At 65.8% G+C, this 26355-nt stretch carries 24 protein-coding genes and 3 tRNA genes; 19 read left to right on the top strand and 8 right to left on the bottom strand.

The features are described from left to right. Positions 1-21: 21 nt before the first annotated feature. Both HRU81_05470 and HRU81_05465 read right to left on the bottom strand, forming a co-directional pair. The gene (locus tag HRU81_05470; protein QOJ31593.1) at positions 22-771 is read right to left on the bottom strand and encodes a slipin family protein; all 750 of its coding nucleotides are present in this window, start codon (positions 769-771) and stop codon (positions 22-24) included. A gap of 27 nt (positions 772-798) precedes the next feature. Further along, positions 799-2193, bottom strand: a complete 1395-nt coding sequence (locus HRU81_05465) for a nodulation protein NfeD (protein ID QOJ31592.1) — start codon at positions 2191-2193, stop codon at positions 799-801. Between the two features lie 63 nt (positions 2194-2256). Here HRU81_05465 and HRU81_05460 point away from each other — a divergent pair, with 63 nt between their 5' ends. From HRU81_05460 to HRU81_05430, 7 genes are all read left to right on the top strand, one after another. Continuing rightward, a complete protein-coding gene (locus tag HRU81_05460) occupies positions 2257-3609 on the top strand; it encodes a 3-deoxy-7-phosphoheptulonate synthase class II (protein QOJ31591.1) in 1353 nt (450 codons plus the stop codon). 3 nt (positions 3610-3612) lie between these two features. Next, entirely contained in the window at positions 3613-4302 is a 690-nt protein-coding gene (locus tag HRU81_05455; GenBank protein ID QOJ31590.1) for a uracil-DNA glycosylase, read from the top strand. Continuing rightward, positions 4286-6115: an excinuclease ABC subunit UvrC gene (gene uvrC, locus HRU81_05450; GenBank protein ID QOJ31589.1), complete on the top strand. Its 1830-nt coding sequence runs from the start codon at positions 4286-4288 to the stop codon at positions 6113-6115. The genes HRU81_05455 and uvrC overlap by 17 nt, the downstream gene beginning before the upstream one ends. 35 nt (positions 6116-6150) lie before the next feature. After that, on the top strand, positions 6151-6759 hold the full coding sequence (gene pgsA, locus HRU81_05445) for a CDP-diacylglycerol--glycerol-3-phosphate 3-phosphatidyltransferase (protein QOJ31588.1): 609 nt from the start codon (positions 6151-6153) through the stop codon (positions 6757-6759). Positions 6760-6799: 40 nt separating this feature from the next. Further along, a tRNA-Gly gene (locus HRU81_05440) sits at positions 6800-6875 on the top strand. 18 nt (positions 6876-6893) lie between these two features. After that, a tRNA-Cys gene (locus tag HRU81_05435) sits at positions 6894-6967 on the top strand. A gap of 13 nt (positions 6968-6980) precedes the next feature. After that, positions 6981-7066 (top strand) — tRNA-Leu (locus HRU81_05430). 14 nt (positions 7067-7080) lie between these two features. Here HRU81_05430 and HRU81_05425 read toward each other — a convergent pair. From HRU81_05425 to HRU81_05415, 3 genes are all read right to left on the bottom strand, one after another. Next, positions 7081-9945: a tandem-95 repeat protein gene (locus tag HRU81_05425; protein ID QOJ31587.1), complete on the bottom strand. Its 2865-nt coding sequence runs from the start codon at positions 9943-9945 to the stop codon at positions 7081-7083. Between the two features lie 240 nt (positions 9946-10185). Further along, a complete protein-coding gene (locus tag HRU81_05420) occupies positions 10186-11727 on the bottom strand; it encodes an AAA family ATPase (protein QOJ31586.1) in 1542 nt (513 codons plus the stop codon). A 40-nt stretch (positions 11728-11767) separates the two neighbouring features. Next, positions 11768-12808, bottom strand: a complete 1041-nt coding sequence (locus tag HRU81_05415) for an FHA domain-containing protein (GenBank protein QOJ31585.1) — start codon at positions 12806-12808, stop codon at positions 11768-11770. A 209-nt stretch (positions 12809-13017) separates the two neighbouring features. On the opposite strand from HRU81_05415, the gene ccmA reads away from it, so the two are divergent. Genes ccmA through nhaD form a run of 11 tightly spaced genes read left to right on the top strand, consistent with a single transcriptional unit; the run spans position 13018 to position 22884 of the window. Beyond that, entirely contained in the window at positions 13018-13620 is a 603-nt protein-coding gene (gene ccmA, locus HRU81_05410; protein QOJ31584.1) for a heme ABC exporter ATP-binding protein CcmA, read from the top strand. An 18-nt stretch (positions 13621-13638) separates the two neighbouring features. Next, positions 13639-14292 (top strand): heme exporter protein CcmB, encoded by a 654-nt coding sequence (gene ccmB / locus HRU81_05405; GenBank protein ID QOJ31583.1) that lies wholly within the window; start codon positions 13639-13641, stop codon positions 14290-14292. 60 nt (positions 14293-14352) lie between these two features. Further along, positions 14353-15111 (top strand): heme ABC transporter permease, encoded by a 759-nt coding sequence (locus HRU81_05400; GenBank protein QOJ31582.1) that lies wholly within the window; start codon positions 14353-14355, stop codon positions 15109-15111. A 4-nt stretch (positions 15112-15115) separates the two neighbouring features. Then, a complete protein-coding gene (gene ccmD / locus HRU81_05395; protein QOJ31581.1) occupies positions 15116-15283 on the top strand; it encodes a heme exporter protein CcmD in 168 nt (55 codons plus the stop codon). After that, the gene (ccmE, locus tag HRU81_05390; protein ID QOJ31580.1) at positions 15280-15735 is read left to right on the top strand and encodes a cytochrome c maturation protein CcmE; all 456 of its coding nucleotides are present in this window, start codon (positions 15280-15282) and stop codon (positions 15733-15735) included. Before ccmD ends, ccmE begins: the two co-directional genes overlap by 4 nt. Before the next feature lie 10 nt (positions 15736-15745). Then, positions 15746-17713 carry a heme lyase CcmF/NrfE family subunit gene (locus HRU81_05385; protein QOJ31579.1) on the top strand — a complete coding sequence of 656 codons (1968 nt, stop codon included), beginning with the start codon at positions 15746-15748 and terminating at the stop codon, positions 17711-17713. 25 nt (positions 17714-17738) lie between these two features. Continuing rightward, a complete protein-coding gene (locus HRU81_05380) occupies positions 17739-18272 on the top strand; it encodes a DsbE family thiol:disulfide interchange protein (protein QOJ31578.1) in 534 nt (177 codons plus the stop codon). Beyond that, complete coding sequence (locus HRU81_05375) at positions 18269-18730, top strand: cytochrome c-type biogenesis protein CcmH (protein QOJ31577.1); 462 nt, start codon at positions 18269-18271, stop codon at positions 18728-18730. Before HRU81_05380 ends, HRU81_05375 begins: the two co-directional genes overlap by 4 nt. After that, positions 18727-19746, top strand: a complete 1020-nt coding sequence (locus tag HRU81_05370) for a tetratricopeptide repeat protein (GenBank protein QOJ31576.1) — start codon at positions 18727-18729, stop codon at positions 19744-19746. The genes HRU81_05375 and HRU81_05370 overlap by 4 nt, the downstream gene beginning before the upstream one ends. Before the next feature lie 55 nt (positions 19747-19801). Continuing rightward, a complete protein-coding gene (locus HRU81_05365) occupies positions 19802-21463 on the top strand; it encodes an NAD-dependent malic enzyme (protein QOJ31575.1) in 1662 nt (553 codons plus the stop codon). A 47-nt stretch (positions 21464-21510) separates the two neighbouring features. Beyond that, positions 21511-22884: a sodium:proton antiporter NhaD gene (gene nhaD / locus HRU81_05360; GenBank protein QOJ31574.1), complete on the top strand. Its 1374-nt coding sequence runs from the start codon at positions 21511-21513 to the stop codon at positions 22882-22884. 28 nt (positions 22885-22912) lie between these two features. Here the strand turns inward: nhaD and glpQ are convergent, their stop codons facing one another. The 3 genes from glpQ to HRU81_05345 all read right to left on the bottom strand — a co-directional run bounded on the left by glpQ (position 22913) and on the right by HRU81_05345 (position 25499). Continuing rightward, complete coding sequence (glpQ, locus tag HRU81_05355) at positions 22913-23890, bottom strand: glycerophosphodiester phosphodiesterase (protein QOJ31573.1); 978 nt, start codon at positions 23888-23890, stop codon at positions 22913-22915. Beyond that, on the bottom strand, positions 23874-24905 hold the full coding sequence (locus tag HRU81_05350) for an NAD(P)/FAD-dependent oxidoreductase (GenBank protein ID QOJ31572.1): 1032 nt from the start codon (positions 24903-24905) through the stop codon (positions 23874-23876). Before HRU81_05350 ends, glpQ begins: the two co-directional genes overlap by 17 nt. Before the next feature lie 141 nt (positions 24906-25046). Continuing rightward, entirely contained in the window at positions 25047-25499 is a 453-nt protein-coding gene (locus HRU81_05345; protein QOJ31571.1) for a hypothetical protein, read from the bottom strand. Between the two features lie 109 nt (positions 25500-25608). On the opposite strand from HRU81_05345, the gene HRU81_05340 reads away from it, so the two are divergent. Then, on the top strand, positions 25609-26355 hold the full coding sequence (locus HRU81_05340; protein QOJ31570.1) for an endonuclease/exonuclease/phosphatase family protein: 747 nt from the start codon (positions 25609-25611) through the stop codon (positions 26353-26355).

Raw genomic sequence — 26355 nt, 5'->3', positions numbered from 1 at the left:
GTCGTCGCCGGTCCTGCGCGGTCAATTGCGCCGGTCGCGGTCGAGGAATCCTTCCAGAAGGTCCATGGGCACCGGGAACACGATGGTATTGGTGCGGTCCTTGGCGATCTCCGTCAGCGTCTGCAGGTAGCGCAGCTGCAGGGCCTGCCTTTGCGATCCCAGCATCTGCGCGGCCTGGGCGAGCATTTCCGATGCCTGCTTCTCGCCCTCCGCATGGATGACCTTGGCACGCCGCGCGCGCTCGGCCTCGGCCTGGGCAGCGATCGCCCGCACCATGGTCTCGTTGAGGTCGATGTGCTTGATTTCCACGTTGGAGACCTTGATGCCCCAGGCGTCGGTCTGGCGATCGAGGATCCTCTGGATGTCGCCATTCATCTTGTCGCGCTCCGCCAGCATTTCGTCGAGCTCATGCTGGCCGAGGACCGAGCGCAGGGTGGTCTGTGCCAGCTGGCTCGTGGCCTCGAATACATTGGCCACCTGGATGACGGCCTTCTCGGGGTCGACGATGCGGAAATAGACCACCGCATTGACCTTGACGGAGACGTTGTCCCGGGAAATCACGTCCTGTGACGGCACATCCAGGACGATGACGCGCAGGTCGACGCGGATGACCTGCTGCACCCCGGGGATGACGAGGATCAGTCCCGGCCCCTTCACCCCGGTAAATCGGCCAAGCGTGAACATCACGCCACGCTCGTATTCCTTCAGCACCTTGATGCAGGTGAACAGCACCACCACGATGAACACGACGACAAAGATCACGATGGGCATGGGTGCCTCCTCTGTAATGCTGGCAGCTCAGCCTGGCTGTTCCGGGGGCGCTGGCTCGACGTGGAGCAGCAGTCCCTCGACGCGAACGATACGCACGCGGTCGCCCTTGCGCACCGGCTGGTTGCAGCGCGCCGACCAGCGTTCGCCCTGGACGAATACCGCGCCCGATCCGTGAAAGTCCTCGAGAACCTCGGCGTCCTTGCCGATGAGGCCTTCGAGACCGCTTACCACCGGGCGCCGATGCATGCGCACCAGCGCCAGCAGCAGGCCCAGCAGGGCCAGGCTGGCCACGCCCGCCACGGTACCAATCAGGCCGCGGGAGACCGTGAAGCCCGGTATGCCCGTGTCGAGGAGCAGGATCGAGCCGAAGACGAACGCGACAATGCCACCCAGTCCGAGAGTGCCGAAGCTGGGCACGAAGGTCTCGGCGATGAACAGCGCCACGCCAAGCACGATCAGACCCAGCCCGGCGAAGTTCACCGGCAGGAGCTGGAAGGCAAACAGCGCCAGCAGCAGGCAGATCGTGCCCACCACACCTGGCAGGTAGGTGCCTGGGTTGTAGCCTTCGAGCAGCAGCCCGTATATGCCCACCAGGAGCAGGATGTAGGCAACGTTCGGGTCGGTGATCGTCGCCAGCAGCCGGGTCCGCCAGTCCGGATCGTGGCGCAGCAGCTGCAGGTTCCGGGTGTCGAGGACGAGATCCACCTTGCCGACCTGCACCGTGCGGCCATCGGCCAGGGCGAGGAGGGCCTCGACATCCGGCGCGATGAAGTCGATGACGCCTTCGCGTAGCGCTGCTTCCGCGGTGAGGCTGGCGGCTTCACGCACGGCACGCTCGGCCCAGTCCGCGTTGCGATGGCGCAGCGAAGCCAGGCCGCGGATATAGGCGACGGCGTCGTTGATGGCCTTGCGTTCCGGCGCGGAACCGGGCTGTGGTGGCCGGTCGTCATTGCCGTCGCGGGCGGCAGCGCCATCGGCTGGCGGGCGCTCGTCGGGCGTGCTGCCGCCGATCTGCACAGGGGTCGCCGCACCGAGGTTGGTGGCCGGCGCCATCACTGCAAGGTGGCTGGCATAAAGGATGTAGGTTCCGGCGCTGGCCGCCCTGGAGCCTGCCGGGGCGACGAAAGTCGCCACCGGCACCGTCGATGCCAGGATCGCCTTGTTGATGTCCCGCATGGACGCATCCAGGCCTCCAGGCGTATCCATCTCGATGATCACCAGGCTGGCACCGGTGGCTTCGGCCGTGCCGATGCCACGCACGATGTAGTCGCTGGTTGTAGGGCCGATGGCGCCACGGATCTCCAGGCGCAGGCCGGTGCCCGCCGCTCCGGCCGGGTTGGCGCTGGCTGCCGGATCGAGCGGCTGTGCCGCAAGCGGCAGGCCCAGCAGGATCGAGAAGATGGTCACGGCACCCGCCCACATGCCGGCGATCATAGCAGGGGCAGTGCGCGGCCCGGCCATGGTGGCGGCGAATCGCTAGAATGCATGCCCATGGACAGTGCCCAACCCATCCCGGCCTGGGAACCCACCAGCTGGCAGGCCCGCAGCGCCACCCAGATGCCGGCTTATCGCGATGCAGCTGCGCTCGCCGGAGCGATCCAGCAACTGGGACGCCTGCCACCACTGGTGACCAGCTGGGAGATCGAAGCGCTGAAGGCCCGGCTGGCCCAGGCGCAGCGGGGCAGGGCTTTCGTCCTGCAGGGAGGCGATTGCGCCGAGACGTTTGCCGACTGCACCTCGGAGAACATCGTCCAGAAGCTGAAGATCCTGCTGCAGATGAGCGTGGTCATCGTCGCGGGATTGAGGCGGCCCGTGGTGCGCGTCGGAAGGCTTGCCGGGCAGTACGCCAAGCCGCGCTCCGATGATCTTGAAACCCGTGACGGCGTGGCCCTGCCGAGCTATCGGGGTGACCTCGTCAACCGGTCGGCATTCACCGCCGCCGATCGTGAGCCGGACCCTGCCCTGATGGTCCGCGCCTATGAACGCGCTGCCATGACGCTCAACTTCGTGCGCGGGCTGATCGACGGCGGCTTTGCCGATATCCACCATCCGGAGAACTGGAACCTCGCCTTCGTCAGCCACTCGCCGATGGCCGACCGCTACCACCAGACCATGCGCCGCGTGACCGATGGGCTCGCATTCTTCGAGGCTGTCACCGGTACCCGGGTGGATGATGCACGGCAGATCGATTTCTTCACCTCCCACGAGGGCCTCAACCTGTACTACGAGCAGGCCCAGACCCGCTGGCTCAGGCATCGCAACCATTGGTACGACCTGACCACGCACTATCCCTGGATCGGCGCACGCACGTCGGGCGTGGCCGGTGCCCACGTGGAGTACTTCCGCGGCATTGCCAATCCGATCGGCGTCAAGATCGGCCCCGCGACCACGGCGGATGACCTGCTGCGCCTGGCATCGGTACTCAATCCGGCCAACGAGCCAGGCCGCTTGACCTTCATCCACCGGTTCGGGGCAACGAAGATCACAGCGATCCTGCCGGGCATGATCGAGGCCGTGCGCAAGGCCGGGGCCACGGTGCTCTGGATCTGCGACCCGATGCACGGCAACACCGAGGTGCTCGCTTCCGGCTACAAGACGCGGCGCTTCGACCGCATCCTGGACGAGCTGGAAGCTGCGTTCCGCATCCATGGCGAGCAGGGCAGCCACCTCGGCGGGGTGCACCTGGAGCTGACCGGCGACCATGTGACGGAGTGTATCGGCGGGGCCCGGGGCCTCACCGAGCAGGACCTGCATCGTGCCTACCGGACCCAGGTGGATCCACGCCTGAACTACGAGCAGGCGCTGGAAGTCGCCATGCGCATCGCCGACCGGGGCTGAAGCGTGGCCCGCCGGCCCGCACCACCGGAGAGCGCGCCGTTCACGCCGGATTGCACGCGCTGCCCGCGTCTTGCGGCTTTCCTGCACGATGTGCGCCGCAAGCATCCCGGCTACTACGCACGGGCCGTGCCGTCGTTCGGCGATCGGCAGGCACGGCTGCTGGTGGTCGGTCTCGCTCCGGGGCTGCATGGTGCCAATGCCACGGGCCGGCCCTTTACCGGTGACCATGCAGGGATCCTGCTCTACGAGACCCTCCACGCATTCGGTTTTGCGAACCGCCCCGCGAGCGTGGCGGCCAGCGACGGGCTTCTGCTCGCCGATTGCCGCATTACCAACGCCGTGCGCTGCGTACCGCCGCAGAACAAGCCGGCCGGGGATGAGGTGCGGGCCTGCAACGATTACCTGCGTCAGGAGCTGGCGATGCTGCCAGCCGGCGCCGTGATCCTCGCGCTGGGTGCCATTGCCCACGCGGCGACGCTGCGTGCACTGGGACTGCGCATCAGGGATTTCCCGTTCGCCCACAACCGGCGCCATATCCTGCCGGAGGGCCGCCGGTTGTTCGACAGCTACCACTGCAGCCGCTACAACACGCAGACCCGGCGCCTCACGCCGGGCATGTTCCGTGAGGTTTTCGCTGCGATTCGCTCCGAGCTGGACAGTGCCGGAGCAGGTGATCATGTCCGGTGCATTTGACACTGCCGCGTTCCTGCGCACGCTGACGCACCGCCCTGGCGTCTACCGCATGCTGGATGCCAACGGCGGGCTGCTCTACGTCGGCAAGGCGAAAGACCTCAGGCGCCGGGTCGCCAGCTACTTCGGCAAACGGCCGCAGGACGCCAAGACGCAGGCCATGCTGCAAGCGGTCGCGTCCATGGACGTGACCGTGACCGGAACGGAGCAGGAGGCATTGCTCCTCGAATACAACCTCATCAAGGCGCACAGGCCGCGCTTCAATGTGGTGCTGCGCGACGACAAGAGCTATCCCTATATCCACGTCACCACCGACCTGGAGTTCCCGCGGTTCGAGTTCCACCGCGGCAGCCGGGCAGGTGCCGGGCGCTTCTTCGGGCCCTACCCGGACGCGACCGCGGTTCGCGATTCCCTGCAGCTGCTGCAGAAGCTGTTCCGTGTCCGGCAGTGCAGCGACACATTCTTCGCCAATCGCAGCCGTCCCTGCCTGCAGTACCAGATCCAGCGCTGCACCGCCCCCTGTGTCGGCCTGGTCAGCAGTGCCGACTACCGGCGTGACGTCGACGATGCGATCCGGTTCATCGAAGGGCGTGGTGCCGATGTCCTCGAGGGCCTCGCCGCCCGCATGGAGGCCAGCGCGGCGCGACTCGACTACGAGGCGGCAGCCCGCTACCGCGACCAGATCGCCGCCATCCGCCGGGTCCAGCAGCAGCAGGCCATCGACAGTGGCGGCGAAACCGATCTCGATGCGCTGGGCCTGGCCGAGGAACGTGGCCAATACTGCGTCTCCATCCTGATGATCCGCGGCGGGCGCGTGCTGGGCAGCCGGGCCTTGTTTCCCCGGGTTGCCAGGGGTACGCCAGCGGGCGAGGTCCTCTCGGCCGTGCTGGCCCAGCATTATCTCGCGCAGTCACCACCGCCGGAGGTCCTGGTATCGGCGCCGGTCGACGATGCGGAACTGCTGGGACAGATGCTCGCCGAGCGCTGCGGCCATGCGGTGGCATTGCGTCAGCGCGTGCGGGGCCATCGTCGCCGCTGGATCCTCATGGCCCTGGGAAATGCCCGGGAGGGCGCGCGCGCCAGGGTGGCGGCAGCGGCGACGCTGGGCGAGCAGTTTCATCAGCTGGCGGAAGTGCTGTCGCTGCCGGTGGTTCCGGAGCGACTGGAGTGCTTCGACATCAGCCACACCCAGGGTGGCGAGACGGTGGCATCCTGCGTGGCATTCAATGCCGAAGGACCGATGAGAGCAGCCTACCGCCGCTACAACATCCGCGACGTGGCGCCGGGGGACGACTACGCGGCCCTGGCGCAAGCCGTGGCCAGGCGTTTTGCTCCCGACAGGATTGCGCAGGCCGTGGTCCCGGACCTGTTGCTGGTCGATGGCGGGCGCGGGCAGCTTGCCCGCGTCACCGAAGTCCTGGAGAACCTGGGTCTGGCATCGCTGCCGGTCTTCGGCATTGCCAAGGGGACCGGCAGGCGGCCGGAGCAGGACCACATCATCGACCTGAACCGGCCGGCACCGCTGGAGCTGCCTGCAGGCAGCCCTGCCATGCTGTTGCTGCAGCAGTTGCGCGACGAGGCACACCGCTTCGCCCTGGCCGGCCATCGGCGGCGCCGTGGCCGCAAGCAGGCCAGCTCCTCCCTGGAAGAGATCCCGGGCCTGGGTCCGCAGCGGCGGCGGACACTGCTCCGGCACTTCGGCGGCCTGCAAGGCATCGCCCGAGCGGGCGTGGAGGACCTGACTCTGGCAGCAGGCATCAGTCGCGTACTGGCCGAGCGGATCTATGGCCGGTTCCACGAGGAGGGTGATGCCTGAAAGCCGCTCCCCGGGCGCGCTAGAATGGCGGCACCATGCAGCCCGAAACCTCCACCGATGCCCGGCACTATCCTCAGTTCAATGTCGCCACGGCGCTGACCTGGCTGCGCATCGCGGCAATTCCGGCGGTAGCGATGATCTTCTACTGGCCCGGGGAATGGTCGAAGCCGCTGGCCTGCCTGGCCTTCACCGTGGCGGGCCTGACCGACCTGCTCGACGGCTACCTGGCGCGCCGCATGGGGCAGACTTCCAGGTTCGGCGCATTCCTCGATCCGGTGGCCGACAAGCTGATGGTGGCCGTCGCCCTGATCCTGATCCTGCAGGCCGACCCGAGGGTGGTGATTGCCCTGGTATCGGCGATCATCATCGGCAGGGAGATCGCCGTTTCGGCCTTGCGCGAGTGGATGGCGGAAATTGGCGCCCGCAGCCGTGTCGCCGTTTCCGGCATCGGCAAGGCCAAGACCACCATGCAGATGATCGGCCTCGGCGCCATGCTGTACTCACGGGACCTGTTGGGGTTGCCGGTTTACGACATCGGCCTGGCCCTGCTGATCGTCGCTGCGGGCATTACCCTCTGGTCCATGGTGGGGTATATCAAGGCCGCCTGGCCGGGGCTCTCCGGCGACGGCCAAGGCCTTCCTTGACAGTCCGGCGCGCGCCGATACCATATGCGGCTCTCATGAGGCGGGAATAGCTCAGTTGGTAGAGCGATACCTTGCCAAGGTATAGGTCGCCGGTTCGAGCCCGGTTTCCCGCTCCATAACTCCTTGGCAGCCGCGGCTAGGTGGCAGAGTGGTCATGCAGCGGCCTGCAAAGCCGTGTACGCCGGTTCGATTCCGACCCTAGCCTCCACTGGTACCACGATGCCCGGGTGGCGGAACTGGTAGACGCAGCGGACTTAAAATCCGCAGATCCGCAAGGGTCGTGCCGGTTCGACTCCGGCCCTGGGCAGTTTGCCCGCCGGCTCAGAGCGGGTTCACCCGCCGACGCACCCGGGCCAGAATCCCGCCCCCCAGCAGCAGCAGCACCGGCAGGTCCAGTGCCGACCCGCCGCTGTCGGTTTTCGGGCCCGGGAAGACGTAGACGCCGACATCGGCGGTGTCCACCTTCCCCTGTGAGTCCGTGATCGAGTAGCTGAACTGGGCCAGGCCCGTGAAGTCACCCGGCGCCGTGTAGGTCACTGTCTGGTCCGGATTGACGACCGCCGATCCCCTGGCCGGTGCGGCAGCGATCGCCAGCGTGACCGGTCCATTGAGGAACCCGCCATCGTTCCTGAGCACGCTGAGGGTGACGCTGTGCCCGGAAGAGGTGGCGTAGCCTACGGACTGGAACACCGGCGGGAAATAGCTGCCGGCCACCGCCGGATCGAAATTGGTGGGGTCGTTGGCGGCATCCAGCACGTTCCTGACCGTGATCCGTACGGTTGCCTCGCTGCTGGCATCACCGTCGGCGTCCACGACCCGATATCCGAACTGGTCCGATGCCGGGAAGCCGGCGGCATCGTCGTAGATATAAACGGCGTAGGGCTTGCTGGCGGAGGTGAAGCCGGGGCAGTCCGGGCCAGCCGCGGCACAAACCTGTATGGCGCCATGTGAGGGTTGAGTGGTGATTTCCAGGACAAGTGGCGAGTCACTCAGTCCTTCGTCGTTGTTGAGCACAGCCAGGGAATTCCTGCGGCCGAAGTTGAGGCCGTCGAAGTTGTCGTCGTTCGCGACCGGTGCATCGTCCACCTTGACGATGGCGTAGCACAGTACCGGGTCGTTGACGGCTTCGCGTGCCAGGTAGGCGACGACGATGGTGCCTCCCTTGTCCGTGCCAGGAGTGACGGTGATGCTGTGGTCCGCATTCACGGTGGCGGTGGCACCGTCCGCAGGCGACACCTCTAGGACTTCCACGGTCAGCGGCAGGGCGTTGAGACCCGTGTCGTTGGCCAGAACGTCGACGATGGTGGGCGCATTGCGCAGCCCGTCGACCTCGTCATTGGCGCAACTGGGCAGGTCGTTGGCTGGCGGCCCGACGACGCTCATGGTGACCGTCGCGCTTCCGCTGCTGTCGCCATCGGTGTCGGTGACCACATAGCCGAAGGAATCGGTCCCGGCATAGCCGCTGGAAGGCGTGTAGCGGACCTGCGGTCCGGCGCTGCTGGCCTCGATGCTCACTGTGCCGTGGGCCGGCGGCTGGCTGATGGCGAGGCTGAGTGGCGTGTCGGAGACCTCCAGGTCATTAGCGAGGACATCCACGAGGACGCTTGCCCCCTGCAGGACCGCTGCGCTGTCATCCACCGCCACGGGCGTGCCCGGCAGTTTGACCGTCAGGTGGCAGGTCGCGGTGCGGTTGCTGCCGTCTCCCAGGGTGTACTCCGTGACGTAGCTACCGCCCTTGCCAGGGGGAGGAGTGAAGGTGATGCGACGGTCCGGGTTGACCTGCGAACTTCCGGCCGCCGGCTGGACAGAAATGGTGAGCACCACCGGCGGAAGGTCGTAGCCGCTGTCGTTGGCCAGCACATCGACCGTCACCGGTGTGTCCAGCGTGCCGGCCACGTCGTCGTCGGCACAGGCGACCGGATCGGTGATGACGACCTGCGCGGTCGCCATGGACGAGTGTCCCGCCGAATCGGTCAGCTTGTAGCTGATCTCCTGGATGCTTTCCGGCGCGTCGTTTCGCAGGTACCGGATCCGGTTCGATACCACGCTGGCAGTGCCCTGCGCGGGACCGCCCTCGATGGTCACGGTCACGGGAGCAAGGCCTGGCAGGTCGTTGGCCAGCACGTCGATGCTTACGGCGCCCAGCGGCATGATCAGTACGGAGCGGTCATCGAATGCCAGCGGGAGATCAGTGCTGCTGCCGGTAAAATCCAGTGTCGTGGCAATCCAGGTATCGGTCCCGTCGAGCGTCGCGGTACCGTCCGATTCCTGGACCAGCAGGGCCTGTGCAGCCGTGACCAGCCCGCTCGAACTCGTCGACAGCTTCAGCAGGACATTGCTCAGCGATGCTGCGCGATCACCGCTCCATGTCAGCCTGGAGTTGTCGCAGTCGTCGGCGGCGGGGGCGGCATTGCCGTCGCTGCACGCGTAGTCCCAGACCGTTGCCGTCGTGGTGGTGCCTGCCGCGAAGCCCGTACCGTCCAGCGCGGCGATGCCGTGGATACCCGGCCCGGACCAGTACGGCTGATCCGAGACATCCGCACTGGACTGCGAGGCAACCTGACTGGGGAAGTGATCACTGAAGCCACCGCCGGCCGTGGTGCTGCCTGGGAGGAGGGCGGGATAGGCCGGTGCGCCACCGGACAGGGCGACCACATAGTCATAGCCACCCGAGCCATTGGGCGTGGCGGAACTCACGCGCACGGGGGCGAGCCGGTGGATGATCCTGCCGAAGGTTTCGATCAGCCGGGTGCTGGCGCTGCTGGCGACGTTGCGGTCGAACCCTTCGAGTTCGATGGTGCCGGAGATGTAGTCGTCGCTGCCGGCAACCGTGTCCTGGTCATCCACGGCAAGAAAGGCGCTGTGGATGGCAATGCCGGTCGTGCTGCCGATAGGCAGCACCGCGGCGGCAGCGGTAACGGGCGCGGGAGCCGGCGGAGTGGTGAAGATCTGCGGCGCGGCACCTGGCAGGTAGTAGCCAGCGCTGAATACCGGCCCGATCCACTGTGCGTTTCCGGCGCCGAGCGGATGCCCGTTGTTGTATGAGCAGTCATCGTCATGGTTGGCGAGCACCCAGCCGGGACAGCCGTTCTCGACCGCTGCGGTGCTGCCAGTCAGCGTGTAGTAATGCGTCAGGGCGAGGCTGGGTGCGGACACCAGCGCGGACAGCATGGCCAGGGCCGGCATTCCCGCTGGCAGCCGCAGTCCGCACGGACGTTGCATCTGTTGCTGGCGAGTATCGCGGATCATTGCGTATTTCCCGATTCAGGTCAGGCGACTGGCCGTAATTCTGGTGTTGTTGCAGCCAGTGCGGGTGCGCTTCGGGCACTGTAAACACCGGTCCGGACCCCGTCAATTTTACGGTCCAGGTTCCCCGGCAGTCTCGCCGGATGGCACGCGCTGCGCCGGGAAAGGGTGAACTGCGTCTCAGATGGCAGCGTCGGCCACGGCCGCGATGGCCCTCACCAGCGCCTCGACGTCAAGCGCGAGCGTGGTATCGACAAGGATGCAGTGGCAATCCTCAGCGGACGCGGGCGGTTCGTACTCGGCGAGTTGCCGGCGTACGACTTCGATATCAGCCTCGGAGGGGTCGCGGGCTTCTCTCGCGCGCTGCGCCACACGCGCCGCCAGGGTCGCTTCATCAGCCGTGCAGGCGATCATCACGGCCGGCCGTCCGGCACGTCGCGCTGCTGCCAGGAAGGCGGCCCGGTGGTCCCTGCGCAGGCTGGTCGCGTCGAGGATGACGGGCAATCCGCCTTCCAGCACCGCTGCCGCCATTTCGGTCATGCGGTCATACACCCGGGCGGAGACTTCCGATGCGTAGATGCCCTGCCCGGGCGGCGCATCCGTGCGTGCCAGCGCCTGCAGGCCGAACAGCCGCTTGCGCTCCACGTCCGAGCGGACATGCACGGCAGGCAGTCGACTGGCCAGCTGCCTCGCGAGCCAGCTCTTTCCCGATCCACTGACGCCGACCATCACCACCACGATCGGCGTGACGTCGGGCAACGGTTTCGCGGCGTAGTCGAGCAGGGCGGTCACGCCTGGCGTATCGCCACCGTGGACCGGACTCAGCATGGCCACCTTGGCGCGGACCAGAGCCCGGTACGACAGATAGAGGCGCAGCCCGGCGAGACCACGATAGTCGCCAGTGACATCGAGATAGGCGTTCAGGAACTGGAAAGCCAGGTCGCGCCGTTGCCGTACGTCGAGGTCCATGAACAGGAACGCCACTTCATTCATGACGTCGATCCAGCGCAGGGCCGGGTCGAATTCCAGCGCGTCGAACGGCACTACCTGGCCATCCAGTCGTACGAGGTTGCCAAGGTGAAGATCTCCGTGGCACTCGCGCACCGCGCTGCAACGCCGACGGTCCTCGATGAAACTGTGCCGCCTGGCGAATTCGCCGGAGATGTAACGACGGCAATGCACCAGCCTGGCCTCCGAGGTACCCAGGATGGCGCCCAGTTGCAGCAGGCTCGAATCGATCGCCGCCCAGACGGATTCAGCGCTGCCCCAGGTGGTGCAGGGCGGGTCGGGAGGCAGGCTGAGGTGGAACTGGCCGATCAGCCTGCCGAGACGAGCCGCTTCATCCGGCGTCAGGTCCGCGGCCAGTGCGGCGCCCACGGCGGCATCGGGCGGGAAGCGCCGCATCTTCACCGCGTACTCCACGACTGGCCGCTCCAGCGAGCCGCCGTCATCGCGCGCGGTGCTGCGTAATACCTCCAGGCCCAGGTACACCTCAGGTGCCAGGCGGCGGTTCAGGCGCAGCTCCTCCTCGCAGGCATGGCGCCGTGCTGCGAGGCTGCTGAAGTCGAGGAAACCGAGGTCGACCGGCTTCTTGATCTTGTAGGCGATGTCGCCGGTCAGGATCACCCAGGACACATGCGTCTCGATGATCTGGTGGTCATCCGCCAGTGGACCCAGGGCACCACCGGCGAGCAGCGATTGCAGCCGATCGCGCGATGCCACTATGACCGCAGCATGCGGCAGTGTCCCGGAGATACCGCGGTCATGCCCGGCTCAGGCGACGGGGCTTGCCAGGCAGCTCCGAGTGGCGGTCGCCGTCCTCGGGCCTGATCACGGGCTGCAGGGAGCGCATCACCGTGGTCTCGCCAAGCTGCTCGTCGGCAGGCTCGGGGCCGGGGAGCCGGGGCGGAGCGGCAGGATTGTGGTAGCGCAGCCGGTGATTGCCGATGCTGATGATGTCACCGTGGGCGAGGCGGCGCTGGCGGATCAGTGTCGAGTTGACGCTGGTGCCATTCGTGCTCTTCAGGTCGACGATCCAGTCGCCGCTGTCATTGCGCAGGAACAGCGCATGCTGCCGGCTGACGAAGCGACTGAGTATCGGGATGTCGCAGTGCTCGCCGCGCCCGATCAGGAGGTGCTCGCCCCTGACAGGAAAGCGACCGCGCTCCGCCGAGTCCAGCGTCAGCACCAGGCAAGGGTCAGCTTCCGTGGGCAGGACGCTTGCGGCGCCAGCGGCAGCATCTGGAGGCGCGAGGTCGAAGCGGTGCTGCGCCAAGCCTGCAAGGCTGGCCATGCCCCTGGAGTCCAGCACGCGGTGCAGGGACGGCCGCCCCGCCAGCACGAACAGGGGCGGCGGGTTCAGTTCCCTGGCGTCCCGAATGAGTTCCCGGAGCAGTTCCAGTACGCGCGGCCCGAATTGCCCAGCGTCCTCGACCAGGATCACGGTGGTGCTGTGCTGGCTCGTTGCCTGGCGCAGCACGACATTCAACAGGCGCTGCAGATCGTCAGCACTGGACTCGAACGGCTCGAAGCCCAGCTGCGAGAGCAACGCTTGCAGGAAGCCGTGGCGGCAATCGGTAGGTGCACAGATGCGTGCAACCTTGCTGGAGCTGTCCACCCCCGCGAGGAAACGCTGCAGGACCAGGCGTATCGATTCGGGCGACTCACCCGTCACCACCGCCAGGCAGCGCCCGGCAGCCCGACACTGGTCCAGGTAGCGCACCGCCTCTAGAATCCGCCAGTCCATGGCGGTATTCGTACCCGATGCCTCGGGAAGGTAGCCGGTCTGCAGGTCTGTGTGCATTTGGGGAGAACCGCGAGCGCTCTTTCGCCACAATGTCATGGCGCCTTCTTTTGCCTGAGAGTCTAGGATCCGGCTGCGTTTATGTAAACATGCGGCGCGAAAGCGGGCCGTCAGCACTGCAAAGCGGCCTCCATTCGTCATTGAACGTTGAGAAATAATCAATAAATGATTGATAAAGCAGTTGTTAAAATGAAGAATCTAGCTTGCCCATGTTAGCAGCGCTGGACCTCACGCTCTGGCGTGGTGCGACCTGCCTGTTCGATGGGCTGTCATTCGAGGTTGCGGCGGGCACGGCATTGCTGCTGCGGGGTGCAAACGGCACCGGCAAGACGTCACTGCTGCGGGTGCTGGCTGGCCTGACGCAGCCCGAACGCGGGAGCATCCGCTGGAGGGGTGAGGGCCGGCCGGGCGCCCTGCGCGGCCTGGCCGCCTACAGCGGCCATAGCAGCGCGCTGAATGCAGACCTGACCGTGAAGCAGAACCTGACGTTCTACGGCCGCCTCATGGGCTGGCAGGGGAATCTCGGCAGCCTCCTCGATCCTCTGGGACTGGCCGCTTTCCGGGACCTCGAGGTGCGCCACCTGTCGGCTGGCCAGCGCCGTCGCGGCGGGCTCGCACGGTTGCTGATGTCGGACTGCCCGGTTTGGCTCCTGGATGAACCCTTCACCAACCTGGACGCCGAAGGGCGCCGGCTGGTGGAAACGCGCATCGACCAGCACCTCGGTGCCGGCGGACTCGCGGTGATCGCCGTCCACGACACCATGACGCTGGCCACTGCCTCCGTTGCCACCCTGCGCATGGGAATGGACTGAGCCTTGGGCCGGGTGTTCATGGCTGTCCTCTGGCGCGATCTGCGCATTGCCTGCAGTCGATGGGGCGATGTTGCCAGCCCGCTCGTGTTCTTCATCATCGTCGGCTCGCTGTTTCCGCTGGCACTCAGTCCGGAGGCCACCACGCTGCGCGTGATCGGGCCGGCGGTGCTGTGGGTCGCGGCGCTCCTCAGCACGCTGTTGTCCCTCAACAACCTGTTTCGCGCCGATGTGGACGACGGCACCATGGAGCAATTGCTGCTGCGTGAGGAACCATTGGCGGTGGTGGTGCTGGCCAAGACCCTGGCACTGTGGTTGACCAGTGCGACACCCCTCGTGGCACTGGCCCCGCTCATGGGATTAACCTACTATTTGCCCGGCAATGCGCTGCTGACCCTGTGCGTTACACTGCTGCTCGGCACACCGACCTTGTGCCTGCTGGGTGCCGTGGGTGCTGCCCTGACCACCGGATTGCGTCAGGCAAGCGGCCTGCTGGCGCTGCTCGTGCTGCCGCTGATGCTGCCGGTCATGATGTTTGGTGCCAGGGCCACGGACCTGGCCGCAGGCGGTGACGACGTGACGGGAATACTCTTCCTCATGGCTTCGATGGCGTTGCTGGCGGCCAGCCTGGCGCCTGTTGCTGCAGCAGCGGCCATGCGCATCACGATTGACTGACTTGCACACGCTGACCCGTCACAATCGCCGCTGGCTCCGCTTACGATCCGGTCCGCCCTCATGGCAATAGCCCTACCTGCCTGGATGCATCGCCTCGCTTCACCGCCGCATTTCTACCGGCTGGCCGGCGTCTTGCGTCGCTGGCTGCTGTGGCCGGCGCTGGCCTGCATCGCCGCAGGCGCCTATGGCGGTCTGGTGCTGGCCCCGCCCGACTACCAGCAAGGAGAGGGATTCCGGATCATCTACGTGCACGTGCCGAGCGCCTACCTTTCGATGCTGATCTACGTGGTCATGGCGGTGGCTTCGGCAATCGCGCTGGTGTGGCGTATCAAGCTGGCCCATGCGGTGGCCGCGAGTGCCGCACCCATCGGAGCCTCCTTCACCTTCCTCGCCCTGGTGACTGGAGCGGTCTGGGGCCAGCCCATGTGGGGCACCTGGTGGGTCTGGGATGCGCGCCTGACCTCGGAGCTCATCCTTCTGTTCCTCTACCTCGGCTATATCCTCCTGCGCAGTGCCTTCGATGACCTCGGCAAGGCCGATCGCGCCAGTGCGGTTCTGGCGCTCGTCGGCGTCGTCAATATCCCGATCATCCACTATTCCGTGATCTGGTGGAGCACGCTGCACCAGGGGCCGACCATCTCCAAGTTCGACAATCCGTCCATCACCATGGACATGCTCTGGCCATTGCTGGTGATGATCTGCGGATTCACGCTGTTTTTCCTGGCGGTCCTCACCCGGCGCCTGCAGGGCGAGGTACTGGAGAGGGAGCAGCAGGCGCGCTGGGCCCGGGAAATCATCGCGGGCTCGGCGGCGGGCTGATCCGATGAGCGATTTCCTCGATATGGGCGGTTATGCCCTTTGGGTCTGGAGTGCGTTCGGCCTTACGCTGGTCGTGTTGCTGGCGAACATCATCGGTGCCGATCGGCGCTATCACAGTACCCTGAGGCGCTTGCGCCTGCGGGCCAACCGGCCAGGGAGTTTGCAGAAATGACCCCGAGAAGACAGAGATTGATGGTGGTCGGGCTGGTGGTGGCGGGCGTGGCACTCGCTGCCGGCCTGGCACTTCGCGCCTTCAACGACAACCTGCTCTATTTCTATACGCCGACCCAGGTGGCGGCGGGCGAGGCTCCAGCAGGCAAGAAGTTCCGTCTGGGAGGCCTGGTGCAGCCGGGTTCGCTGCATCGCGAGCCGGGCCAGCTCAAGATGCAATTCCAGGTAACGGACGTGAAGAAAGCGATGACGGTGAACTACTCGGGCATCCTCCCGGACCTGTTCCGCGAAGGGCAGGGTGTCATCGCCTACGGCGTCCTGCTGCCCGATGGCAGCTTCCGGGCGGACGAGGTACTGGCCAAGCACGACGAGAACTACATGCCCCCGGAAGTGGCCCAGGCCCTGCGCGAACAGGGTCATCCGGGCGCGGTAGAGCCGGCGGCCAATCCCTGAGGCTACGACCATGGTTCCAGAGTTCGGACAGCTTTGCCTCATCCTCGCGCTCTGCCTGGCGATGGCACAGGCGTTCTTCCCGCTCGCCGGTGCGCAGTTGCACAAGGCCGGCTGGATGCGCGTGGCGATCCCGGCGGCAGCGGGACACACTGTCTTCGTGCTGGCCGCCTTTGCGGCACTCGCCTGGTCGTTTGTCAACAACGATTTCTCTGTGGCCTACGTCGCCCAGAATTCCAACACTTCCCTGCCAGCGGTTTACCGCTTTGCCGCCGTCTGGGGCGGGCACGAGGGCTCGTTGCTGCTGTGGGTGGTGCTGCTCTCGCTGTGGACGGCGGCGGTCGCCGCTGGCAGCCGCAGCGTGCCGCGGGAGATGGCCTGCCGCATCATCGGTGTCATGGGTTTCGTCAGCGCCGGGTTCATCCTCTTCATCCTGATGACTTCCAATCCCTTCCTGAGGGTGTTTCCGGCGCCGATCGATGGCAACGACCTCAATCCGCTGCTGCAGGATCCGGCGATGGCGGCCCATCCGCCTCTGCTGTACGCGGGCTACGTTGGCTTTTCCGTGGCATTCGCTTTTGCCGTGGCGGCCATGCTGGCAGGGCGGATCGACCAGCAATGGGCACGCTGGGCGCGGCCGTGGACCACGGCTGCCTGGGCTTTCCTGACGGTGGGCATCGCCATGGGGAGCTGGTGGGCTTATTACGAGCTCGGCTGGGGCGGCTGGTGGTTCTGGGATCCCGTCGAGAACGCCTCGTTCATGCCCTGGCTGGTGGGCACGGCACTGATCCACTCGCTGGCGGTCACCGAGAAACGCGGGCTCTTCAAGGGCACGACGCTGTTGCTCGCCATTGGCGCCTTCTCGTTGAGCCTGCTGGGGACTTTCCTGGTGCGCTCCGGTGTCCTGGTCTCCGTGCATGCATTCGCCTCGGATCCGGCCCGCGGGCTGTTCATCCTCGCCTACCTCAGTATCGTGATCGGCATTGCCCTTGGCCTGTATGCCTGGCGCGCGCCGCGGCTCGACCGTGCCATCGGCTTCAGGCCCTTCTCGCGCGAGACTTTCCTGCTCGTCAACAACATCCTGCTGTCGGCGGCGGCAGGCCTGATCATGGTGGGTACCCTCTATCCGCTGATTCTCGATGCGCTGAATGTGGGCAAGATCTCCGTCGGGCCTCCATACTTCGAAATGGTATTCCTCGTGCCCATGGTTCCGCTGCTGTTCGCCATCGGTGTCGGCATGCACACGGCCTGGCGCGCGGCCGATGCCTGGCCCGTGGGCCGTCGCCTCAGATGGATCGCGCTGGCGGCTGCAGCGGCCGGTATCGGCTTGCCGGTGCTGGTCTACGGATCCGCTCACCTCCTGACCATCGTCGGCGTCACGGCTGCGGCCTGGGTGGTTCTTGCCTCGCTGCTCGATCCCCTGCTGCGTCTGCGAGGCAAGGGCCCGCGCCTGACGCGCGGCATGATCGGCATGCAGATCGCGCACCTCGGGCTGGGCCTGTGCGTGCTGGGGATCACGATCACCTCGAGCTTCAGTGTTGTGACCGACGAGAAGATCAGCCCGGGAGAGACGCTGCACCTCGGCGAGTACCAGCTGCTGTTCCGGGGCATCACCTCCGCAAGCGGACCGAACTACGAGGCACTGCGTGCCGACATGGAGATCACGCGGGACGGGGCACCGGTGGCAACCCTGCACCCCGAAAAGAGGCTTTACCGTGTACGGTCCTCGCCGATGACGGAAGCCGGCATCGATGCCGGCTGGCATCGCGACCTGTTCGTCGCGCTGGGCGAGGATCTCGGCAAGGGCGCGTGGAGCGTCCGCCTGCAGTACAAGCCGCTGGTACGGTTCATCTGGCTTGGAGCCGCCATCATGGCATTCGGCGGCATCCTGGCGATCACCGACAGGCGCTACCGGATGGCGGTTCGTGAAAGCGTCGCCGAGGAGCGGCGCGACGGCAGCACGCCCGCTGCCGCAGGTTGACCTCGCAGTCCTGCCGTCAGTGCCGATGATCCGGTTCCTGCTTCCCATCGTCATTCTGGCTGCCCTGGTTGCATTGCTGGTGGTTGGCCTGAACCGCGATCCGAGCTACGTGCCATCGCCGCTGATTGGCAAGCAGGCGCCGTCGTTCTCGCTGCCACGACTCGACGATCCCGGCCGGACCCTCAGCAACCAGGATCTTGGCGGCGATGTTGCCCTGCTGAATGTCTGGGCCACCTGGTGTTCGGGCTGTCGCCAGGAACACCCCTTCCTGATGGAACTCTCGCGCACTGCGGACGTGAGGATCTTCAGCCTGAACTGGAAGGATGACCCTGACCTCGCACGCCAGTGGCTCGCGACGCTCGGCAATCCGTACACCGCGACGGGTGTCGACCAGGATGGACGCGCTGCCATCGACTGGGGCGTGTACGGTGCGCCTGAAACTTTCCTGATCGATGCGGGCGGCAAGGTGCTCTACAAGCACATCGCGCCGCTCAACGCCGAGGTCTGGCAAAGGGAGTTCCTGCCGCGTATCCGCCAGGCGCGGGGGCAGCATCCATGAACAGTGCCGGCTGTGGCGCCTGGTTGCGCGTGCTGCTACTGGCCCTTGCAGCCATGCCAGCCTGGGCCATCGACCAGGAACCTCCGATGCAGGACCCTGCACGGCAGGCACTCTACGAGAGACTCACGCACGAGGTGCGATGCCTGGTGTGCCAGAACCAGACGGTAGCCGATTCCACGGCGCCACTGGCGGCCGACCTGCGCCGCGAGATCCATGCCATGGTGGTACAAGGCAGGTCCGAGGATGACATCAAGCATTTCCTGCTCGATCGCTACGGCGATTTCGTGCTCTACAAGCCGCGCTTCGGCGCCGCCACCGCGCTGCTCTGGCTGGCACCTGGAATGCTGCTGCTGGCCGGTGCCGTGACCCTCGCCATCGTCGTGCGGCGCCGCGCCAGTCTGCCTGCCGACCAGGACGCGGACGAGAATCCACCGGCCACGACCGGATCGGGCACGTGATGCCGTTTCTCGCCATTGCGGCGCTGATGACCGCCGTCGCGGTCCTGTTCATTGCCATCCCGCTGTGCAGGTTGCGCGACGGGCGTGCCCCGCTGGCTGCGCTGATCGCTGCCGTGGCCATTCCCGTTGCCGTCGCCACGCTTTACCAGCGGGCGAGCAACTACCCCTGGAGCGACGCATCGACAGTGGCCGCCACAAGGCCGCCGCCGACCGACACGCCGGAGATGATCGAACTGCGGCAACGGACTGCCGATCAGCCTGGCGATGCCGACGCATGGATCAGGCTCGGGGATGCCTACATGGGAAACGAGCGCTTCGCCGAGGCGAAGCAGGCATTCCGCCAGGCTATCGCCGCAAGCAATGGTGGCGATGACGCACTGCGCCTGTCCCTGGTGGAAGCCTCGATCCTCGAGGACCGCAACGCCCTGCAGGGTGAAGCGTCGGCCATCCTCGACGATGTCCTGGAGCGGGATCCCTTCAATCCGAAGGCCCTCTGGTATGGCGGCATGGCAGCCCTGGCCCGCGGTGACACCGTGACTGCCCGCCAGCGCTGGAGCAAGCTTCTCGAGCTCTCGCCGCCACCCCGGATTCGCGAGATCCTCGAGCAGCAGCTCGCCAGCCTGGACCCCGGCCCGCGCGAAGGTTCCGCCGCAGTCGTGCCCCCGGCCAGGATTGCAGTTCGCGTCACCCTGGCACCGGACATGGCATCGCGGGTCAAGCCTGGTGCCGTGCTGTTCCTGATTGCACGCGAGGCCGGCAAGTCTGCCGGGCCACCTCTGGCCGTGGTCCGCCGCCAGGCACCACGGTTGCCGCTGGACCTGGAAATCAGCGACAGCGACAGCATGGTGCCCGGTCGGTCGCTGGCGAATCACGCAGCCATCGAGCTCACGGCACGTCTGGCAGCTGCTGGGGATGCCATGGCGGCGCCAGGGGATATCTTCGGCGAAGCGACCTGGCATGCCGGGTCGGATACGGGTGTGCCCGTGCAGATCATGATCGACCGGGTCGTGCCCTAGTTGGTGGAGGGGGAATGCCGGCTCGCGCAGCCAGCCGGGAGTTGGGGAGGGCAGGGTGGACAAGGATTGCAGGCTCATTGGCCGCAAGGGCCACGAACTCATTCGTGACCCGCTTCTCAACAAGGGCTCGGCTTTCAGCGAGCGCGAGCGACGGCTGTTCGGCCTGGAAGGGCTCCTGCCGCACCGTGCCGTCAGCATCGACGTCCAGCGGCAGCGGATACTCGCCAGGCTCGACAGGCTGCAGGATCCACTCGAGAAGTACGTGGCGCTTGCCAGCCTCCAGGACCGCAACGAACACCTGTATTTCAATGTCCTGGTGCATGGCATCGAGAATCTTCTGCCCATCGTCTACACGCCCACGGTGGGTCTTGCCACGCAACGCTACAGCCATGTCTTCCAGCGTGGCCGCGGTGCGTGGATCACGCCGGCGCACCGGGGTCGGATCGAGCAAGTACTGCAACAGGCCGCCGCCGGACGCCATATCCGCCTGATCGTCGCCACCGACAACGAATCCATTCTTGGCATCGGCGACCAGGGAGCAGGGGGGATGGCCATATCGATCGGCAAGCTCTCGTTGTACACGGCTGCGGCAGGAATCGACCCGGCGGTCGTCTTGCCGGTGAGCCTCGACGTGGGAACCGACAATGCGCAGCTGCTGACCGATCCGCAGTACCTGGGCTGGCCCGAACGACGGTTGCGCGGCGAGGCCTATGAAGCGCTGGTCGCCGAATTCGTCGAGGCCGTTTCCCGTACATTCCCGCAGGTCATCCTGCAGTGGGAGGACCTCCGCAAGGACAACGCGCTGCGCATCCTCGACCGCTTCCGCGGGCGGCTGCCCAGCTTCAATGACGACATCCAGGGCACCGGTGCCGTGGCGCTCGCAGGCGTGCTGACCGCGGAGCGCAGCACCGGCCGGCAGATCGATGCCGAGCGCGTATTGATCCTCGGCGGAGGCGCGGCCGGTCTGGGCATCGCGCGCCAGCTGCGCAAGGCAATGCGCGCTGCGGGCGCCAGCGAAACAGGGACGATCGCCGTGCTGGACAGCAAGGGCCTCATTGTCGACGACGACCCCATGGACGACTACAAGCGCGAACTGGCGTGGCCGGCTGCCGTGGCACGCAGTATGGGCCTGGAGCAGGGCAAGCGTGGCTTGCTCGATGTCGTGCAGCGATTCAGGCCGACCGTTCTGATCGGCACCTCCGGACAGGCCGGCGCGTTCAACGAACCGGTCGTGCGGGCCATGATGGCCGGTTGCGACCGCCCAGTGATCCTGCCGTTGTCCAATCCCACGTCGAATTGCGAGGCGAACGCGGCAGACCTCTATCAATGGACCGGCGGCCGCGCTCTGGTGGCCACCGGCAGTCCTTCCGACAGGGTCTGCCACGCCGGACAGTCGTATCTGGTCGGCCAGGGCAACAATGCTTTCATATTTCCAGGGGTCGGCCTGGCAGCCCTGGCGGCCGGCCTGGCGACCATCGACGATAGTGCTTTCCTCGTTGCGGCGCGGGCGCTGGCTGCATCGATCACCGACATCGAGAGGTCGAGCGGGTTGCTGTATCCGCCGATTTCGCGCCTCAGGGACGTGTCGAGGCAGGTGGCCCGTGCCGTGCTGTGTAGCCGTGAGCAGGGTCTCCCGGGACTGGCAGAGCAAGAGGCGGAGCAGCGGATTTCCGCCGTCTGGTGGGAGCCCGAATACCGCGATTACGCCCCGGCCTGAGCAGCCGATCCAGGGAATTCTATGTGTGATTTAACTTAATATACATTATGCGTATTACGGATCTACCGGGCTACACGGTGCTGCCGGTACTCGCGTTCCCCGGGCCAGCCCATGCGGCCCAGCATCTTCACTTCGCCGGTGACGGGCTGGGCCTCGGGGCCATCGCCCTGTTCGTGGTGGCCTACGTGCTGGTCGTCACCGAGGAATGGACCCGGCTCCGCAAGTCCACACCCGTGCTGGTCGCCGCCGGCCTCATCTGGGTTCTGGTGGCTCTGGCCGCACGCCAGCAGCAAGCGCAGGATCTGCTGGCGGCGTCCGCCAGGGAATCGCTCCTCGACTACGCGGAACTGCTGCTGTTTCTCATGGTTGCCATGACCTATGTGAACGCCATGACGGACCGGCAGGTTTTCGCCGCCATGCGCCGCTGGCTCATCGGCCGCCGGCTCGGCCTGAGGGCGTTGTTCTGGATCAGCGGTCTTCTGGCCTTTTTCCTGTCTGCCGTCATCGACAACCTGACGACTTCGCTGGTGATGGGCGCACTGGTAATCGGGATGTCCAGCGATCGACGTTTCCTCGTGCTGTCATGCATCAACATCGTCGTCGCTGCCAATGCCGGTGGCGCCTGGTGTGCGTTTGGCGACGTCACGTCGCTCATGGTCTGGCAGGCCGGCCGGCTGGAATTCTTCGAGTTCTTCCGGTTGCTGGTCCCCAGTGCCGTCGCCTGGCTGATTCCTGCTGCCTGCATGCATCCATCACTGCCACGCCACCTGCCCTTGGAGCAGTCGATGCATACCGGAGGCCTACGGCCGGGTGGCGCGGGCGTGGTGGCGCTCTTCGGCCTGACGCTGGCAACCGCGGTGTCGTTGCAGAACCTGGTGGGCCTGCCCCCGGTCATGGGCATGATGCTGGGACTCGGCTACCTCAAGGCCTACGGCTACTTCCTGCGGGGCCAGGGCGCGGGCGGCGTCGGCGACCAGACTCCATTCGACGTGTTCGGCTACATCGCCCGGGTGGAATGGGACACGCTGTTGTTCTTCTATGGCGTGATCCTCTGTGTCGGCGGCCTGGCTGCCCTGGGCTACATGGCCGTGCTGGCTGACCTGAGTTACGCGCGCCTGGGCCCGACCGTCGCCAACGTCATGGTCGGCATCGTCTCGGCCGTGGTGGACAACATCCCGGTCATGGCTGCTGTTCTCGAGATGAACCCGCCCATGTCTCAAGGCCAATGGCTGCTGGTCACGTTATCGGCGGGCATCGGCGGCAGCCTGCTCAGCGTCGGCTCGGCAGCCGGTGTCGCGCTGATGGGGCAGGCACGTGGGTTCTACACCTTTTTCAGCCACCTCTGGTGGACACCTGCCATCGCCCTGGGCTACGCGGCGGCAATCTGGACCCACCTGCTGGTCAACCGCGCCCTCTTCTGAGGAAACGGATCAACGCCTGCCGGCTGGCTCAGCCTGGCAGCTGATGGTCGACGAATGCACGAACCAGGTCGGGAAAATCGGTGAACAGCCCGTCGACACCCAATCGCACCAGGAACAGGTCCAGCAGCTCATCGAAATCAGCCATTCCCGCAGGCAGGTCGTCGCGGCGAAATGTATACGGATGCACCCCGAGACCGGCACGGTGGGCACTTTCGACCAGTCTGCTCATGGGGGCGCCCTCGCCCGCCGGCCCGCGATAAACCAGCTTCAGTGACGGGCCGATCGCCTGGGCATAGGCAGCGATCGTATCGATCTCCCGGTCCGACGGCTCGCCTGCAGCCGATTCGAGCAACTGCACGAACGGCAGCCGCGAGCCAAACTCGCCGCGCAGGCGCTGCAGTTCGGCGGCATCGAAGCACTGGAGGAACACGGGCAGCCGGGCATCGCCACAGGCCATCTCTTCCAGTACCTGCAACACCTTCGCTCCAAGATCGATGCCCTCCGCACGGTGCCACGCAGGGTCCTTGATTTCGGGATAGATGCCGACGACGCGTCCGCTTGACGAGACCAGTCCGCGGATGAAGCTGATCTCCTCGGCCAGCGTCGGAATGCCGAACCGACCACCCGATTCGGGAAACCGCGAGGGATAGCGCAGCTCTCCCTGCCTGCCCCGGCGCGCTCCGACTCCGAGGGTCCGCAATTCGTCGAGGTCGAAGTCCCGGCAGTAGAAGCGACCATCCGCACGCTGCCGCCCGGGAAACCGCAGGGCGACATCGGTGACGCCCTCGAGGGTCAGGTCATGGAAGACGATCAGTTCGTCGTCGCGCGTGGCGACGACATCCTGCTCGAGGAAGTCCGCTCCCTGCCCGAAGGCCAGTGCCTTGGCAACCAGGGTGTGTTCGGGAAGGTAACCGCAGGCACCGCGGTGCGCGATGACCAGTGGCCGGCGGGCGCTTGCCACAGCGAACGGGCGCCGGCGGCGCGCCGCCTCAGTCCTCGGCGGCAACCCCCAGACGCTGCTGCATCAGGGGGCTTGTCGTCGTGTACTGGAGGTGCACCTTCTTGCCAGGCTCGAGGTAGGCCTTGGCGGCGAACGCGGCCAGGGCAGCCTCGTGAAAGCCGCTGAGGATCAGCTTCTTCTTGCCCGGGTAGTCGCAGATATCGCCAATGGCGTAAATGCCTGGGGCGCTGGTCTGGAAGGTGGACATGTCGACCTTCAGCGCCTTGCCCTTCATCTCCAGGCCCCACTCCGCGATGGGTCCCAGCTTGGGCGACATACCGAAGAACACGAACATGTGATCGGCGGGAAGGACATGCAGGCTGCCATCATCGTGCTTGACGGTCACCTCGAGGAGTCGCTCGCCATCGGCCTTGTGGCTGACGGCATTGCCGAACTCGATGATTTTCGCTTTGCCGGCCGCCACCAGGGCGCGGAACGACTCCACGGTGGCGGGTGCTGCCCGGAACTGGTCGGAGCGATGCACCAGCGTCAGTGATTCAGCCTCTGGAGCCAGGGCGACTGCCCAGTCCAGGGCCGAATCGCCGCCGCCGAAGATCACCAGCTTCTTGCCGCGAAACCGGCCGGGCTCGCGCACCCGGTAGTGCAGTACCTTTTCCTCGAGCGATTCGATGTCGGCAAGCTTGATGCGCCGGGGCTGGAACGAGCCGACACCACCTGCTATGAACACGGTCCGCGCCAGGAACTCCTTCCCGGCACTGGTCGTCACGCGGAAACGACCATCTTCTGGTTTGAGACCCACCACTTCCTCGCCGAGATGCATGCCGGCACCGAAAGGCGCGATCTGCTTCATCAGTGCGTCGACCAGCCCCTGGCCGGTGCAGACGGGAACCGCCGGGATGTCGTAGATCGGCTTGTCCGGGTAAAGCCAGGTGCACTGCCCGCCGACCGCCGGCAGGGAGTCCACCAGGTCGGCATGGATACCCAGCAGGCCGAGCTCAAATACCTGGAACAGACCGCAGGGGCCCGCCCCTACAATCAGCGCATCCGTCTCGATGGTCATAGGCTAATTCCCGCCGGAATCAGGCGTCGTTGTTTGATGGACACAGGCGCTGGCCGCCCGCAGGCCGCGCCCGTCGAAGGCGGCGAATATTACTGGAGCCTGCCACGGGCAACAAGGGCGCTGCCCATGCGCCGGGCACGGTTAGTCGAGCTTGAACTCGATGACTTCCCACTGCCCCGAGGCGTCGTTGCGCGCCAGGCGCTTTATCGCTTCGGTAATGCTGCGGTTATTCCAGTCGACGATGTCGTCGGCCTTGTCCAGCAGGGACTTCTTGATGGCAATGGTCTCACCAAACGACTTGATGGCCAGCACCGGCTTCTTCATGCCCTTGGCGGTATCGATTTCGAAGGTGACCAGCACTGGGTTGGCGGCAAACAGCGTCACCGGCAGGATGACGATCTCGGCGGGCTCGATCTGCCGGCGCAATTCCTCGCGCATCGAATCGCCACCGCTCCCGACCGTCGCATCCGGCTGGCTGCAATTCTGGTAGTAGAAGTTGGGGCGGCTTTCCAGGTATTCAAACACCCTCATGTGGTCCGGATGCTCGGCAAAAGTGTGGACCACGAATACCTTGATCGGGTTGTTTTCGGACATCTGCGACCTCCCGCGCCATGCCGCGCCGCCGTGTGACCGGGAATCCGTCACGGATTTCGCGCCGCCAAGGTTCCAACCATGGTCGACGAGGAATTACACTGTCAAGGACATGCGTCTTCTTGTCTATAACATCCGCTACGCCGTCGGCGCAGGGGCGCCCGCCCACGTGCCCGTGCCGGGTGCCGGCTACCTGTTCGGCAACCCCGGTAATCTCGAGAACATCATCGCTTTCCTGAAGGTGGAAAATCCGGACATCGTCGGCCTCATCGAGGTGGATATCGGCTCGGTGCGCAGTGGACGCGTCAATCAGGCCGAGGCGATCGCCGATGCCCTGGGCCACTATTCCTGCTACGAGTGCAAATACGGCGAAGAGTCGGTAAACCAGTACCTGCCGATCCTGCGCAAGCAGGCCAACGCCTTCCTGGCGAAGCCAGGCGTCACGGGCGAGCGCTTCCACTACTTCGACACCGGCATCAAACGCCTGATCATCGAGCTGGAGCTCGACAGCGTGGCTGTCTTCCTGGTACATCTGTCCCTGAAATACCGCCACCGCCACTTCCAGCTGCGCCATCTCTACGAGCTGGTGAAGCGCTGCAGGAAGCCGGTGATCGTTGCCGGTGATTTCAATACCTTCTGGGGCGAGAACGAGATCTTCCTGTTCAAGGAATCGCTCGGCCTGCGCAGCGCCAACACCAGCAGCCTGGCTTCGTTCCCGAGCAGGGCGCCACGGCTGGAGCTGGATTTCATCCTTTATGGCCCGGGCATCGAGGTCACGGATTTCCGCATCCCCCGGATCGGCCTCTCCGATCACCTGCCACTGGTCTGCGATTTCGAGATGGTGCCACGCCGGGAGTGA

It is taken from the genome of Gammaproteobacteria bacterium (genome assembly GCA_015709695.1).
GTDB lineage: Bacteria > Pseudomonadota > Gammaproteobacteria > Steroidobacterales.
This window is presented reverse-complemented; position numbering and strand designations above follow the sequence as displayed.